This is a genomic window from Polaribacter sp., assembly GCF_965660385.1.
Lineage (GTDB): Bacteria > Bacteroidota > Bacteroidia > Flavobacteriales > Flavobacteriaceae > Polaribacter.
Genome location: NZ_CBFHZT010000001.1, coordinates 46,196 through 62,131 on the forward strand (window position 1 = coordinate 46,196; position 15,936 = coordinate 62,131).

The 15,936-nt window shown below is 30.5% G+C and carries 14 protein-coding genes; 12 read left to right on the forward strand and 2 right to left on the reverse strand.

Features of this window, described 5'->3' with window-relative positions; genetic code table 11:
- Position 1 precedes the first annotated feature (1 nt).
- From ACTG3V_RS00160 to ACTG3V_RS00175, 4 genes are read left to right on the forward strand one after another with little or no spacing between them, the layout of a single operon-like run.
- The gene (locus tag ACTG3V_RS00160) at positions 2 to 703 is read left to right on the forward strand and encodes an L-ribulose-5-phosphate 4-epimerase (protein WP_439130092.1); all 702 of its coding nucleotides are present in this window, start codon (positions 2 to 4) and stop codon (positions 701 to 703) included.
- A 14-nt stretch (positions 704 to 717) separates the two neighbouring features.
- Positions 718 to 2,208 carry an L-arabinose isomerase gene (gene araA / locus ACTG3V_RS00165; RefSeq protein WP_439130093.1) on the forward strand — a complete coding sequence of 497 codons (1,491 nt, stop codon included), beginning with the start codon at positions 718 to 720 and terminating at the stop codon, positions 2,206 to 2,208.
- 23 nt (positions 2,209 to 2,231) lie between these two features.
- A complete protein-coding gene (locus ACTG3V_RS00170; RefSeq protein ID WP_439130094.1) occupies positions 2,232 to 3,416 on the forward strand; it encodes an aldose epimerase family protein in 1,185 nt (394 codons plus the stop codon).
- Between the two features lie 32 nt (positions 3,417 to 3,448).
- Positions 3,449 to 5,014 carry a solute:sodium symporter family transporter gene (locus ACTG3V_RS00175; protein WP_439130095.1) on the forward strand — a complete coding sequence of 522 codons (1,566 nt, stop codon included), beginning with the start codon at positions 3,449 to 3,451 and terminating at the stop codon, positions 5,012 to 5,014.
- 80 nt (positions 5,015 to 5,094) lie between these two features.
- On the opposite strand, the gene ACTG3V_RS00180 is transcribed toward ACTG3V_RS00175, so the two are convergent.
- Positions 5,095 to 7,014 (reverse strand): glycoside hydrolase family 97 catalytic domain-containing protein, encoded by a 1,920-nt coding sequence (locus ACTG3V_RS00180; protein ID WP_439130096.1) that lies wholly within the window; start codon positions 7,012 to 7,014, stop codon positions 5,095 to 5,097.
- Positions 7,015 to 7,292: 278 nt separating this feature from the next.
- On the opposite strand from ACTG3V_RS00180, the gene ACTG3V_RS00185 reads away from it, so the two are divergent.
- Positions 7,293 to 8,138: a DMT family transporter gene (locus tag ACTG3V_RS00185; protein WP_439130097.1), complete on the forward strand. Its 846-nt coding sequence runs from the start codon at positions 7,293 to 7,295 to the stop codon at positions 8,136 to 8,138.
- Between the two features lie 81 nt (positions 8,139 to 8,219).
- On the opposite strand, the gene ACTG3V_RS00190 is transcribed toward ACTG3V_RS00185, so the two are convergent.
- Positions 8,220 to 10,301 carry a prolyl oligopeptidase family serine peptidase gene (locus ACTG3V_RS00190; protein ID WP_439130098.1) on the reverse strand — a complete coding sequence of 694 codons (2,082 nt, stop codon included), beginning with the start codon at positions 10,299 to 10,301 and terminating at the stop codon, positions 8,220 to 8,222.
- 358 nt (positions 10,302 to 10,659) lie between these two features.
- On the opposite strand from ACTG3V_RS00190, the gene trxA reads away from it, so the two are divergent.
- From trxA to ACTG3V_RS00225, 7 genes are all read left to right on the forward strand, one after another.
- Positions 10,660 to 11,019: a thioredoxin gene (gene trxA, locus ACTG3V_RS00195; protein ID WP_439130099.1), complete on the forward strand. Its 360-nt coding sequence runs from the start codon at positions 10,660 to 10,662 to the stop codon at positions 11,017 to 11,019.
- A gap of 355 nt (positions 11,020 to 11,374) precedes the next feature.
- Entirely contained in the window at positions 11,375 to 11,713 is a 339-nt protein-coding gene (locus tag ACTG3V_RS00200) for a PadR family transcriptional regulator (RefSeq protein ID WP_439130100.1), read from the forward strand.
- A gap of 1 nt (position 11,714) precedes the next feature.
- Positions 11,715 to 12,371: a hypothetical protein gene (locus tag ACTG3V_RS00205; protein WP_439130101.1), complete on the forward strand. Its 657-nt coding sequence runs from the start codon at positions 11,715 to 11,717 to the stop codon at positions 12,369 to 12,371.
- A gap of 11 nt (positions 12,372 to 12,382) precedes the next feature.
- Positions 12,383 to 13,030 carry a hypothetical protein gene (locus ACTG3V_RS00210; protein ID WP_439130102.1) on the forward strand — a complete coding sequence of 216 codons (648 nt, stop codon included), beginning with the start codon at positions 12,383 to 12,385 and terminating at the stop codon, positions 13,028 to 13,030.
- Positions 13,031 to 13,033: 3 nt separating this feature from the next.
- Positions 13,034 to 13,708 carry a hypothetical protein gene (locus ACTG3V_RS00215; protein WP_439130103.1) on the forward strand — a complete coding sequence of 225 codons (675 nt, stop codon included), beginning with the start codon at positions 13,034 to 13,036 and terminating at the stop codon, positions 13,706 to 13,708.
- Positions 13,709 to 13,711: 3 nt separating this feature from the next.
- Complete coding sequence (locus ACTG3V_RS00220; RefSeq protein ID WP_439130104.1) at positions 13,712 to 14,419, forward strand: hypothetical protein; 708 nt, start codon at positions 13,712 to 13,714, stop codon at positions 14,417 to 14,419.
- Between the two features lie 47 nt (positions 14,420 to 14,466).
- Positions 14,467 to 15,933: a DUF5687 family protein gene (locus tag ACTG3V_RS00225; protein ID WP_439130105.1), complete on the forward strand. Its 1,467-nt coding sequence runs from the start codon at positions 14,467 to 14,469 to the stop codon at positions 15,931 to 15,933.
- The last annotated feature ends 3 nt before the right edge of the window (positions 15,934 to 15,936 follow it).

The window sequence follows — 15,936 nt, forward strand, 5'->3', positions numbered from 1 at the left end:
TATGAGTTCTAAGTATAAATCATTAAAAGAAGAATGTTACGAAGCTAATATGCAATTAAATGCATTAGATCTTGTAGTATATACCTTTGGTAACGTAAGTGCAGTTGATAGAGCAAATGGTGTATTTGCTATTAAACCAAGTGGTATAGCCTATGAAAAATTAAAACCAGAAGACATTGTAATTTTAGATTTTGATAATAATATAGTAGAAGGTACAATGCGTCCATCATCAGATACAAAAACGCATTCTTATTTATATAAAAACTGGGACGATATTGGAGGAATTGCACACACACATGCCAAATTTTCTTGTGCATGGGCACAATCACAAAAAGATATACCAATTTTTGGAACAACTCATGCTGATCATTTAACAGCAGATATACCTTGTGCACCACCAATGAGTGATGCATTAATTGAAGGGAATTACGAACATAATACAGGTATCCAAATTTTAGATTGTTTCAAAGAAAAAAATCTTTCTCACAAAGAAGTAGAAATGATTTTAATTGGAAATCATGGTCCATTCTCTTGGGGAAAAAATGCAGCTAAGGCTGTGTATAATAGTAAAGTATTAGAAGTGGTGGCAGAAATGGCGTATTTTACGCTACAAATTAATCCTAATGCTCCACGATTAAAAGATTCATTAATAAAAAAACATTACGAACGTAAGCATGGTAAAAATGCTTATTACGGACAATAAAGAATAACAGAATTATGATAGATATTTCTAACAAAGAAGTTTGGTTTATTACAGGTAGCCAAGATTTATATGGACCAGAAACTTTAGCTCAAGTGGCTAAAAACTCTTCTGAAATTGTAAAAGCTTTAGATGCTTCATCTTCAATACCTGTTAAAGTAGTTTATAAGCCTACTGTAAAATCTACAGAAGAAATCTATGACACTTTAACCGCAGCAAATCAAGAAGAAAATTGTATAGGAGTTATCACTTGGATGCACACATTTTCACCAGCAAAAATGTGGATTCGTGGTTTAACTGCGCTTCAAAAACCATTGTGTCATTTACATACACAGTTTAATAGAGACATTCCATGGGATTCTATAGATATGGATTTTATGAATCTTAACCAAGCTGCTCATGGAGATCGTGAGTTTGGATTTATGGTTAGTAGATTAAGAAAAAATAGAAAAATAGTGGTTGGGCACTGGACTGAAGATTCAGTTCAAAAAAATATCGGTGACTGGACAAGAGTTGCTGCTGCTTGGGATGATTGGCAAGGTGCTAAATTTGCTCGTTTTGGAGATAATATGCGCTTTGTAGCAGTTACAGATGGCGATAAAGTTGAAGCAGAAACCAAGTTTGGATTTTCAGTAAATACTTATGCAGTTGGTGATTTGGCAGAAGTTATAAATTCTATTTCTGATGAAGAAATAAATACTTTAATAAAAGAATATGAGGAGTCTTATCATGTAGATGATAAATTACTTGAAGGTGGAGAAAAGCGTTCTTCTTTAATAGAATCTGCTCGTATTGAATTAGGTTTAGAGAAATTTTTAGTAGATGGTGGTTTTAAAGGTTTTAGTGATACTTTTGAAGATTTACATGGTATAAAACAATTGCCAGGAATCGCTGTACAAAGGCTTATGCAAAAGGGGTATGGATTTGCTGGTGAAGGAGATTGGAAAACAGCTGCTTTAGTACGTGCAATGAAAGTAATGGGTGCTGGTCTAGAAGGTGGTAGCGCCTTTATGGAAGATTACACCTATCATTTAAATCCAGAAAAACCTCGAGTTTTAGGTTCGCACATGTTAGAGGTAGACCCTGTTTTAGCAGCAAATAAACCATCTTGTGAGGTACATCCTTTAGGAATTGGAGGTAAGGAAGATCCTGTACGTTTAGTATTTAATGGTAAAGCTGGAGATTCTTTAGTAGCAGCATTAATGGATTTTGGTAATCGTTTTAGACTTTTAATTAATAAAACGGTTGGAGAAGAAGTTACAGAAAAATTACCTAACTTGCCTGTTGCAAGAGTTATGTGGAAACTATTACCAGACTTTAAAACAGCTTGTACATCTTGGATTTTAGCAGGTGGAGCACATCATTCTTGTTATAGTGAAAACGTTTCTGTAGAGCAATTAGAAGATTTTGCGGAAATGGCAAATATTGAATCTTTAGTAATTGATGAAGATACAACCATTAGAAACTTTAAAAACACAATTCATACTAATGAAGCTTTCTACAAATAGAAATTAATTATAAAGATGTTAAGATGAAAAATTTAAAACCTATTCCTTATTTTTTATTAATAATAGTATTATGTTTGGGAATCAGTTGTAAGAATCAGAAAAAAGAAAATACAACTGAAAAATCAAAATCTATGGTAGCAGAGAATCTAGCAATTGTAAAATCAGAATTTGGTAAAACTAAAGAAGGTACAGCAATTGAAAATTATACGCTAAAAAATAAGAATGGTGTTGAGTTGAATGTGATAACTTATGGAGGTAGAATAACATCTTTAAAAGTGCCAAATAAAAATGGAAAATTAGAAAACGTTGTTTTAGGACACGATACCATGGAAGGCTATTTAAGGGCAGATAATCCGTTTTTTGGTGCATTAATTGGTAGATATGGAAACAGAATAGCAAAAGGTAAATTCTCATTAAATGGTGAAGAATATACTTTGGCAACCAATGATGGTTCAAATCATTTGCATGGAGGTGTTAATGGTTTTGATCGTGTAATTTGGACAGCAATACCAATGGAAGGCAAAGAAAATTCATCGTTAAAATTAACATATTTAAGTAAAGATGGTGAAGAAGGTTATCCAGGAAATTTAGAAGTAACAGTAATTTACACGCTAACAAAAGATAATTCTGTTGAGGTAGCTTACCAAGCTACAACAGATAAATCAACGGTAGTTAACTTAACACAACATGCATATTTTAATTTAACAGGAGATTTCTCTAAAGATATTTTAAATCATGATGTAGTAATAGATGCAGATACCTATTTACCAGTAGATGCTACTTTGATTCCAACTGGAGAAATTAGAAAAGTTGAAGGAACGCCTTTTGATTTCAATTCCTCTAAAAAAGTAGGGAAAGAAATTAACGCTACTAACGAACAATTAAAACGTGGTAAAGGTTACGATCATTGCTGGGTTTTAAATGGTGATAATGGAGAAATGCGTTTTGTGGCTTCTGCTTATGATGGAACTAGTGGACGATTTATGGAAATTCATTCAGAAGAACCTGCAATTCAGTTTTACACAGGAAACTTTTTAGATGGTTCTTTACCAATGCCAAATGGTGGAACCTATGCACACAGAACAGGATTTTGTTTAGAAACGCAACATTATCCAGATTCGCCTAATCAAGAAAAATTTCCATCTACGGTTTTAAATCCAGGTGAAACATACTCAACAAAAACGATTTTTAAATTTTCTGTAAAGTAATTTGATAACCACAAATATTAACTAAATAAATTATGGGACTTATATCTTTTGGTGCTTTTACACTACTTGTAGCAATTATAGCTTGGTGGTCAACAAGAAAAACAGACGAAAATACTTCAGATGGGTATTTTTTAGGCGGAAGAAGTTTAACAGGTCCTGTAATTGCAGGTTCATTATTACTTACCAATTTATCTACAGAACAAATTGTTGGGATGAATGGGGTTTCATTTAGAGACGGAATTCCTATTATGGCTTATGAAGTTGTTGCTGCAATTGCAATGGTTTTTACAGCCTTTGTTTTGTTGCCAAAATATTTAAAAAGCGGAATTGCAACCATACCTCAGTTTTTACAAAACAGATATGCTAAAAGCACTAAAACCATTGTATCTCTTTTATTTCTTTTAGGGTATGCCATTTCTATGTTGCCTACAGTTTTATACTCAGGTGCATTGGCAATAAACACCATGTTTGATATTCCAGAATTATTAAATATGGAGCCAGAACCTGCACTTTGGGTAACAGTTTGGTCAATAGGAATAATAGGTAGTATTTATGCAATATTTGGAGGGCTTAAAGCAGTTGCAGTTTCAGATTCAATCAATGCAGTTGGGTTGTTAATTGGTGGATCATTAATTCCAATTTTTGGATTGATGAAAATTGGTGATGGTAATGTTTTAACAGGTCTTAATAAATTAACAACAGCACTTCCTGAAAAATTTGACATCATTGGAGGGCCTGATTCTGATGTTCCTTTTTGGACATTATTTACAGGAATGATTATTGTAAATTTCTATTATTGGGGAACAAATCAAGCCATTATTCAGAGAGCTCTTGGAGCTAAAAATCTTAAGGAAGGTCAAAAAGGACTTTTATTAGCTGCATTTATAAAAATATTAGGACCATTTATTGTGGTATTGCCTGGTATTATTGCCTTTTATATTTTTAATGGAGACCTTGCAAATGCAGATGAAGCTTATCCTATGGTTGTAAAAGCTGTTTTACCTGTAGCTTTTATAGGATTTTTTGCAGCAGTACTTTTTGGAGCGATATTGAGTTCTTTTAATAGTGCTTTAAACAGTTCTGTAACGTTGTTTGGATTGGATTTTTATAAAGAATATATAAATAAGGATGCAAATGAAAAACAAGTTGTAAGAGCTGGTAAGACTTTCGGAATCGTTTTGGCTTTATTCTCCATGGGAATTGCACCATTACTTTATGGTGTTGAAGGTGGAATATTTACCTATTTACAAGAATTGAATGGTACGCACAGTGTGCCAATTTTAGCTATAATATTAGTAGGAATATTCAATAAACGTGTATCTGCCAAAGCAGCAAATATTGGTATTTTATTTAGTGTTATTACTTATTTAGTTACACTCTATGTTATTAAACCAGATATTAGTTTCTTACATTTAATGGGAATTTTGTTTGTGCTTACAGTAATCATCATGTTTATTATCACAGCATTTAGTCCAAGAACTTCAGACTATGACCAAGAATATACTAAGCAAGTAGATATTACCAATTGGAAATATTTAAAGCCTGTAGGTTATGTAATTGTTGGGTTGGTTATAGCGCTTTATATTTCGCTTTCATAATTCAACAAAGTATACCGAATATTTTTTATAAAATTTATTTAAAAGGAAGTGATAGTAATAATCACTTCCTTTTTTTTTGATTAAAACTTAGCTACAAATCCACCATTTGAATCAAGCTGAATTGTTGTTAGGTTTTTACTATTTATTTTTGTTTTCTTAAAAGCTTTTTCATTATCAGTGATTATAAAACCACTTTTATTGTTAATAAAAGATACATCGAGTTGCAATTTTTTTTGTTTATTTTCTCCATTAATTCCCACAATAAACCAAGTATTATTTTTACGTCTTGCCATTACTATATCTTTTCCAGGATAACCTGTAATAAATTTTGATTCATCCCAATTGGTAGGAATATCTTTTAAATAGTCAACAACATAGTCAGGTTGTTTTTTCATGCCATCAGGAGTTTCAGCTATATGTTGAACTCCAGAAAGAAATAATACAGGAAGTGCTAATTCAAAACTTTTTGATGTTTTTCTATATATACCAGGAATACTGTCTAAAACCATTGGTGTAAAATCCATTGGATCAAAAACATTTCTAGTAAAAGGTAAAAGAGCACTATGGCTTGGTTGTAAATCTGCATTTTCTTGTTCAAAAGTGATAAACTCTTCTCCTTTTATAGCTTCAACTGTCATTAAATTTGGATAAGTTCTTTGCCAACCTCTAGGTAAAGTAGCACCATGAAAATTAACTAGTAATTTATGTTCTGCAGCATCTTTTAAAATAGCATGATAATATGCAATCATAGATTGTCCATCACCTCCAAAAAAGTCAATTTTAACGCCAGAAACACCTATTTCGTTCAGTTTTTTAAATTCATCTTTTCTACTTTTTGAAGTAAGTAGTTTATTTTTTGGGGTATAAGGAGTGGTGTTCCAGCTACCTGCAGAATTATACCAAACCAATAATTTCACATTTTTTGATGAAGCATATTTGGTTAGTTCATTCATTTTTTCGTAACCAATTTTTTGGTCCCAATCAGCATCTATTAAACAATAATCCCAATTCATTTCTGATGCATAATCAATAAATTTTACAGAGGTTTCATAATTGGTAAAGTCATCTTTTAACAACACCCAACTCCAAGAAGATAAGCCACTTTTAATAAAAGAAGTATCCATATCAATAGCTTTATTTGCTAAATCTGTACCTAAGGTGCTTTCGGTTATCGTTTTTAAATCTCCAATTGTTACAATTCGCCAAGGAGTTTCCCAAGGTGTTTTTGATGTTGGTTTTAATGCGCCTCCAGGAAAAACTTCTTCTTTTTGAGGAAAGGATACTTTAAGTGCATTATACTCATTATTATAAATCAATCTTGTGCCACAATAATTACTATTTAAACCAGATTCTGAAATGAGAACCCAAGAATCATTTGTGTTAAATAAAGCTGGATAAACCCAACCTTCACCAATTGGAGATTTTTTATCAACTGGGATTTCAGATAAATAATGCTCTTCATAAGAAGGATTTACCTGTTCCCAACCTGTTTTAGCTTTAGACATTGGTTGCAACCAACTTTTAGTATTTGCAACAAAATTGTAAGTCGTTTTTTCATCTTCAATTTTATAAACTGATTCTGATGTTTCTGGAAAAATATATTTAAAAGCAACCCCATCATCAGATAAGTTGAAAATAATATTCATTTTTTTGTTGCTCTCATTTTTTAATTCTACAATATATTGATTGGCTATATAATTTATATGCTTCTTTTTACCTTGAACCATGCTGTAAGTTTCATGAACTTCAATAGGATCTGATACAGATATTAGTTCCATGTTATTGTAAAAATTCATATCTTCTCTAGTAATCCCTAATTGAGAGTTGCCTAAAACAGTATCTTTTTTATGTAGAATGTTATAGATAGGTATATTTTGGGTATTAATATTGAAATTAACTTCAATAGAATTTGAAGGATTTACAAACAGATAATTGTTTTTTTCTGTTTTACAAGAAAATAAAACAAAGCAAAAAATAAGTAAAAGAATTAGCTTCTTCATATATAAGTGTTTTAATTACACTTATAAATTTAATATATTTTCATTAATTATGAGATGTTATCTTTAAAAAGTTTAAAATACTCTTAATTTACACAGTGAATTCCTGCTTTTAAAAAAAATATGCTGTTATTCTTTTTTAATTAGAAATGGTTTTAAAGTTGGAATATTTGGTTTATCAAGGTTTTAAAGAATAGCTTTTTCTATTTTTTGTATGATAGATTTTTGATTTGCTATGAGGACAATAGTTTATTTATTGCACTATCTTTACACTGATTTATATGACACAAAACAAAGCGATTTTATATATGATCTTTAGTGCAATAGCATTTGCATTAATGGGTTCTATGGTAAAATATTTGAGTACATTTAATGTTTATCAAGTAGTTTTTTTTAGATCTGTAGGGACACTTTTTTTTACCATTCCTTTAGTATTAAAACAAAAAATTCCTTTTTGGGGCACCCATAAAAAATGGTTAATAATTAGAGGTATAGCTGGTGTAATTTCATTAACTTGTTTTTTTCAATCTTTAAATTATTTAAGTATAGGTACTGCTGTTTCTTTAAGATATACAGCCCCAATATTTGCAGCTATATTTGCATTATTTTTTTTAAAAGAAAAAATTAAACCCATACAATGGTTTCTTTTTTTAATTGCATTTTTAGGTGTGTTAATTATTAAAGGATTTGGTGCTGATGTGGAAACGCTAGGACTCTTTTTTGTCATCTTATCTGCTATTTTCTTGGGGATAATTTTTGTGGTAATCCGTAAAATAGGCAATGCAGAGCATCCCTTAGTAATCATCAACTATTTTATGCTAATGGCGTTTATTTTTGGTGGATTATTGTCTATAAAATATTGGGTGCAACCTAGTTTAATGGAATGGATTCTGTTTTTGAGTATAGGGGTTTTTGGGTATTTTGGTCAGTTATACATGACCAAAGCATTTCAGGCAGAAGAAACCAATTTAGTAGCACCAATAAAATACCTTGAGGTAATTATTACCATTATTATCGGAACTTTCTGGTTTGGTGATATTTATAATGGTTGGACCATTTTAGGAATTGTACTTATTTTATCTGGATTGATTTACAACATCTACATCAAAAGAAAAAAAGCGAAATGATAGCATTGTTATTTTGCAAAAGGCTTCATTTGCTTTTGATCTTGAGTTGATAACATTTTTTAATTATAAAGTTTTTTTTGATTAACGTTTCGTCAGGTTTTGTAACACATCAAAGCCCATGGTAAACAATGTAAAGCCAAAAATATCAGCAGTTTCTTCAATAACTTTTGAAATCGGTTTACCTGCTCCATGACCAGCATTTACTTCTATTCTAATTAAAGTTGGATGATTACCTGTTTGTTTTTCTTGCAATTCAGCAGCAAATTTAAAACTATGTGCAGGTACAACTCTATCATCATGATCGCTCGTGGTTACCATTGTTGCAGGATATTCAATACCTCTTTTAATATTATGTACAGGTGAGTACTGTTTTAAATACTCAAACATTGCTGCGCTATCATTTGCAGTTCCATAATCGTATGCCCAACCAGCACCAGCTGTAAAAGTATGATATCGCAACATATCTAAAACACCAACAGCAGGCAAAGCAACTTTGGCTAAATCAGGTCTTTGTGTCATAGTTGCCCCTACCAACAAACCACCATTTGAGCCTCCTTGGATGGCTAAAAAATCAGATGAGGTGTACTTATTTTTCAGTAAATATTCTGCAGCAGCAATAAAATCGTCAAAAACATTTTGTTTTTGCAGTTTGGTGCCAGTAATATGCCATTTTTTCCCATATTCTCCACCACCTCGTAAATTTGGTACAGCATAAACACCTCCTTGTTCCATCCAAACAGCTATACTAGTTTTAAAATTAGGTGTTAAACTTACATTAAAGCCTCCATAACCGTATAAAATTGTTGGGTTTTTACCATCAAGTTGTAAACCTTTTTTATGAGTAATAAGCATAGGTATTTTTGTACCATCTTTAGAGGTATAAAACACTTGATTACTTTCATAAGCATCAGCATTAAAATCAATGTCAGGTTTCCAATATGAATTGTAGGTGCCTTTTTTTGGATTGAATTGATAAGATGCAGTTGGTGTATTATAATTGGTAAAGGAAAAATAGAGTTCTTTAGCGTTCGTTTTTCCTGAAAAACCACTTGCAGTGCCAATACCAGGTAATTTTACTTCTCGTATTAATTTACCGTTAAAATCGTATTGCAATACTTTAGAAACTGCATCAACCATATAACTTGCAAAAAAATAGCCAGCTCCTGTACTAGGTGAAAGTACATTGTTGGTTTCTGGAATAAAATCTTGCCAATTTTCTGGTATAGGATTTTGAGCGTTTACAGTGACTATTTTTTTATTGGGCGCATTTAAATTTGTAACCAAATATAACATACTACCTCTATTATCTATTACATAAGTATCGCTATTCGTGTGCTCTAAAATAGGAATTAACGTACTATTTGGTTTTGATAAATCTTTAATAAATAATTTATTTCCTGATGTAGAAACAGAAGCTGTAATTACTAAATAACGATGGTCTTCGGTTACAGTTCCACTTACATACCTATGCTTTTCAGAAGCAATTCCGCCAAAAACTACGGTATCCGTTTTTTGAGATGTACCCAGTTTATGATAATACAATTTGTGTTGTTCTGTTTTTGCTGATAGCTCACTTCCTTTAGGTTTATCATAACTAGAATAATAGAAACCTTCGTTTTTGTACCAAGAAATTCCTGAGAATTTTACATCAACCAAAGCATCTTCTTTAATAGTTTTTGATTCAACATCCATAACAATAATTTTTCTCCAGTCAGAGCCTGCTTGAGAAATTGAATATGCAGCAGTTTTACCATCTTCAGAAAAACAAAGTACATCTAAAGCTGTAGTAGCATCCTCAGAAAAAGTATTTGGATCTAAGAAGATTTCTGGTGCTGTATTTCCTTTTTTACGATAAATTACAGAATGATTTTGTAAGCCATCATTTTTAGAGAAATATGTATAATCACCTTCTTGGCTGGGTATTCCTATGCGTTCGTAGTTCAGCATTTCTGATAAACGCGATTTTAATTGTGCTCTATAAGGTATGTTCTTTAAATACGAAAAAGTAACCTCGTTTTGGGCTTTTACCCAGGCTTTTGTTGCTGGGCTTTTATCATCTTCTAACCATCTGTAATTGTCGGTTACTGAAGTACCAAAAAAACTGTCAGTTACTGGTTTTTTTTTGGTTTTAGGATAGTTCAATACCAAATTTTTTTGTCTCATTTTTTTATATCAGATTGTAAGAACACACGTGCTAAAATAAGTAGTAAAATTAGATTGGTTTTGAATAAGCATGAAATTTTTAATTCTATAAACTTGATTTCGATTTAACTTCTCTGGGATAAAGAGGTTTATTTGTTTAAAAATCAAATTGTTGTCATTTCTAACAAAACACAGTGTAGTTGAAATATTTCAAATTTAGACTAAGATTTCTCCATTTCTTTCCAAATAGCATTCGTTTCAAATCATAAAAAACGTAACGAACTACTAAACAGCTTTTTTTAAGTTGAACTCACGTTAAACAAGCATTTGTAATGAATAGTATGCAAAAACGACTACTTTTGTGTAAAATAGATTTATTATGACAGAAAACTTAACAAAAGCAACTTTTTTAGAAAAGGTGTTTAATTTTGAAGAAAATAAAGAATGGAAATTTGAAGGCGATAAACCTGCACTCATCGATTTTTATGCAGATTGGTGTGGGCCATGTAAAATGTTAGCGCCAGTTTTAGAACAACTATCAGATGAATACAAAGACAAAATTAATATTTATAAAATAGATACTGAGGCAGAGCAAGAATTAGCAGCTGCATTTGGTATTAGAAGTATTCCATCAATGTTATTTTGTCCTGCAGAGGGGCAACCACAAATGGCAAATGGTGCTTTACCAAAAGCAGAATTAGAGCGTGTTATTGCAGATGTATTAAAGGTGACAAAATGATAATTTTGTCATTCCTGCGAAGGCAGGAATCTAATAATTAAAAATCCAAAAAATCCTAAAAAGTTAACTTTTGGGATTTTTTTAGTGTTAAAATTTTATACCTAAGAATCTAATGCATCAAAAAATTATGTATATTTGATGTGAATCGCACAGACAAATTTAAAATGTCACTTCGCGTGAATTTGTGAAATTATCGAAATAAAAATATTTTTTTATTGAAGATAGCAAGCGTAGCTTAACAAAATTGTATCGAGAACACATAAGACTTCTCGATACAATTTCGATTGAAAAAATCGAAATCACTCGAAGTGACAGCTTAAACAAATAAACAATTAACCGATTACACATCATAAAAATGGGAAATCAGAAATTATACAAAGGTTCTTTACAAACCATCATTTTAAAATTATTAGAAACTAATGATAAAATGTATGGCTATGAAATTACCCAAAAAGTAAAAGAACTCACCAAAGGCGAATTAAAGATTACTGAAGGTGCCTTATACCCAGCTTTACACAAATTAGAGGCTGATGGTTTGCTAGATGTTGAGGTGGCAAAAGTAGGTAATAGATTGCGTAAATATTACAAACTAACAGAAAGCGGAACCAAAGAAACCGCCAACAAGTTGGAAGAAATGCAAGATTTTTTAAAAACCATGCAACACTTGGTAAACCCTAAATTTAGTTTGGAGTAGTATGGAAATTACAAAAGAACAAATACAATTTATAGACAATCATTTAAAAAAGAATGGTATTAAATACTGGGATTTAAGATTAGAAATGATTGATCATTTGGTTTCTGATATCGAGCAAAATCATAATAATAGTGATTTTGAAACCGAATTTGCTGTGTCTTTAAAAAGAATGAATTGGAATGGGAATTTAGCTGGGATAAATACAGAAGGCTGGCAAAATGTTAATAGAAAATATAGAACTCAATATCTTAAAGGGTTTTTCAACTTTTTTAAAAGTTTTAAAAATGTAGCTGTTTTAATGCTAGGTCTTTTTGCTTTTTATCTAATTTCAGAAAGTATTTCTTTTAAGGTTTTTAATAAGATAAGCTATATTTTATTTGCTGCTCCATTAATTATTGGGCTTGTGTTATTTGGTAAACTTTTCTTTAAAAAATATGGCAGGTCTGTAAATTTAGATTATGGAGTGATGTATATGACGCTAAGTTTTTTTATTTTAAATGTTATTCCTGTTTTTGTTGATGTACAAGGTGAACTGATAAGAAAAATGATGTGGTTTATTATTTTACCAATACATTATATCGCTTTTTATTCAGGATACAATTTGTATCAAAAAGCAATTGCAAAAGTAGCGTTTATGAAAAATGAATTAACTTCTTAAAAAAGTTGAAAATGGAATTATCAAAAGAACAAATACAAAAAATTGAGAAATATTTAGATTCAGATAATGTTTATGAAGTAGATATTCGTTTAGAAGTTTTAGATCATATTACAACTGAAATTGAACATAAAATGGCAGATGATAAAGTAGATTTTAATTTTGCTTTTGCAGAAGCAAGACAAAAATGGAATCCACTTTGTAAAGACACTACTAGCATGTTTTTTGGACTCGGTTGTTCTGCACCAAAAATGGTAGTACAGAAAGCAAAACGTATGTATTGGAAACACTACATACTTTTATTAGCTTCTTATTTTATGCCGTTTTTATTATTAACACATTTCAATTTTAAGATTGAAAATCCGGTTGAAAATCCACTTTTTATTGTGCTAAAGGTAATTGTTGGTTTTAGTCTACTTGCTTTTTTTTACATGCTTTTAGTTAAAAATAAGACAGTTAAAACAACGTATGGTTTTATTTTAAAATCACAAAGTTTGGGAGTTTTTTCGGGTTTAATCGTTTTTATGATACTTATTAATCAAGTAGAAGAATTAGATGGTATACATATTGGTATGATTTGCTCTTATCTTTTTATGACCTTAAGTTATTTTACATTTTTTAAAAAACACCAAGAAGCTATCAAAAAATATAAAATTTCATAAACTATGGAATTAACAAAACAACAAATTAAAGACATAGATCATCGTTTAGAAAACGAAGGCATCAAATATTGGGACATCAGAATAGAAATGTTAGATCATGTGGTTTCTGATGTGGAGCAGAAACTAAAACCAGAAACCTCAGAATATGAGTTTAAAGAATTGGTACAAGAATCTTTTGAAAGCTTAGGTTGGAAAGAGAATTTTAATGGTGGAGGTTTTGAAAAGGATTTCAATAAAAGAAACGTATCCTATGCAAAAAAAGTTCGTAAAAAATATGGTCAAGAAATCAAAAGTAAATTTACCAGTATTTTCTTTCTGTTAGGTGTATTCTTCTTTTGGGGATTTTTATTTTTAATACATAATAACAGTTTTTTTATAAAGCTGACATTTACTTTAGAAATAATTGCAGTTGTTTTGTTTTTGATATTTTTTATGGTAAAATATCAACTATTTAAATCAGCACAATTAAATGCTGTTTTTTCTTTAGCTGTAATTCCTTTAAGTGTTCATAATTTACTAATATTTACTCCGCAAATACTTTTTGATTACGAAAAAATGAATTTAACTCATGTTGCTGTAACATTAACACTGATAATTCCGTTTTTATATATTGGTTTTAATTTTATGCTTAAAGAAGCCAAAGCTACGCAAAGTATTTATAATGAATTAATTGAATAGGCTATGAAACTCACAGAACTTCAAATAGAAAACCTCTATAAATTCACAAGACAGCATTATGTATATCATTACGATGTACAAACAGAATTGGTAGACCATTTAGCCAATGATATTGAAGAAATTTGGGTGGCTCAGCCACAATTATCATTTGAGGATGCTAGAGATAAATCTTTCAAAAAATTTGGCATTTTTGGTTTTATGGATGTTATTGAAGCCAAACAAAAACAAATGAACAAACGTTATTGGAAAATTATTTTACGCTTTGTAAAAGAATGGTTTACAATGCCAAAACTAGTGACTACCATACTCTTGTTTTTAAGCATATTTACACTCCTACAAATCACATATTCAGAGTTTGTTATTTTAGGCTGCTTATTATTGGCTATCGTTTTCGAATCTTTTTATATCTATAAAGATCGAAAATTAAAAAAACAAAAAACTACACAGAAAGAAAAAATCTTTTTATTAGAGGAAATGATAGGACAAACAAAAGGAGGGGTTATTTCTATGGCTTTTGTAAATGTTTTCAATATAATAAACCTTACAAAAGTTGAATTTAGTTCATTAGCATCTTATTGGTTGCTTTTAATAGCATTTTTTACTACAATTGTTTTCATTTTATTTTACGTTACTTCGTATATTATCCCTCAAAAAGCAGAAGAATTATTGCAAGAAACCTATCCAGAATATAAAATGGTTAAAAATTTGTAACATAATCACAGTATCAACTACATATACATGAACTAAACCAAATAATTATGATTTCACATTTTTTAAATTTAGAATGGAAACAATTTTTTCGCTCTGCTTCGTTTAGCAAAAGTGTTGGCGCAAAAATTTTAATCGGTTTTTTTGCACTTTATTTTGCAGCATCTTTCTTAGTTTTAGGGATAAGTGCATATTTTATCATAAGAGATCAATTTCCAGAGCAAGATCCATTAGTATTGGTTAATTCCTTTTTAATGTATGCCATTGTTGGCGATTTAATTTTCAGGTATATCATGCAAAAATTACCTGTTATGAATATTAAACCCTTATTGATTTTACCAATTGCAAGAAGTAAAATTGTTCATTTTATTTTAGGAAAGTCGGCATTATCTTTTTTCAATCTTTTAGGATTGTTTTTTTACATTCCATTTGCTGTGGTTTTAATTAAAGAAGGTTATGATACAGCAGGAGTTTTAGGATGGTTGGCTACAATGATTTTACTTACACAATGTGCCAATTTTTTCAATTTTTTAGTAAATAAAAACAATGCCGTTTTTGGTGGTTTAATTACGCTTTTAATTGTAGGGTATTTTGTTCAATATTTTAATATATTTAATTTGCCTGCTTTCATAGGGCAAGGTTTTGATGCAGTTTATGCGAATCCCATTTTAGCCATCATCTTTATCATTTTGTTAATTGCTTTGTACGTAGTTAATTATAAACAGTTAAAAAATGAGGTGTATTTAGATGCGCTTATATCAGAACAAACTAAAGAAGTTAGTGCATCAGATTTATCGTTTACAGATAAATTAGGAGATTTAGCGCCTTTTATTAAAAACGATTTACGTTTAATGTGGCGAAATAAAAGAACCAAATCGTCTGTTTGGATGGTTGCTGTAGGACTTTTGTATGGCTTGTTTTTTTACCCAAACCCAATCTATGCAGATATGGAATTCATGTATGTTTTGGTAGGAATTTTTTCAACAGGAACGTTTTTAATCAATTTCGGACAATTTATTCCTGCTTGGGATAGTGGATATTACAAAATGTTTATGAGTCAGAATTTTAAGTACGAACGTTACTTAAAGTCCAAATTTACCATTATGACTATTAGTGTTGTTGCCCTTTTTGTTTTAGGAATTCCCTATGTATATTTTGGATGGAAAGTATTACTGGTTCATTTTGCAGCAATGATTTATAATGTGGGTGTAAATACACACGTCATTTTATATGGAGGTACTTTTAACAGAAAAAAGATAAATTTAGATGAAAAAGCAGCCTTTAACTTTCAAGGTACAGGAGCTGTACAATGGATTATTGGTCTTCCATTAATGGTTTTACCCATGGTAATTTTTGGACTTATCAATTGGCTAGTAAGTTTCGAGATTGCAACAGCTACACTCGCTGTTCTAGGTTTTATTGGCATTGCATTGCATAAAAAATTAATGGCAGCCATCACCAAAAAATACATAGCAAACAAATATGTAATGATTCACGCATTTAATCAAGAAAACTAAAAA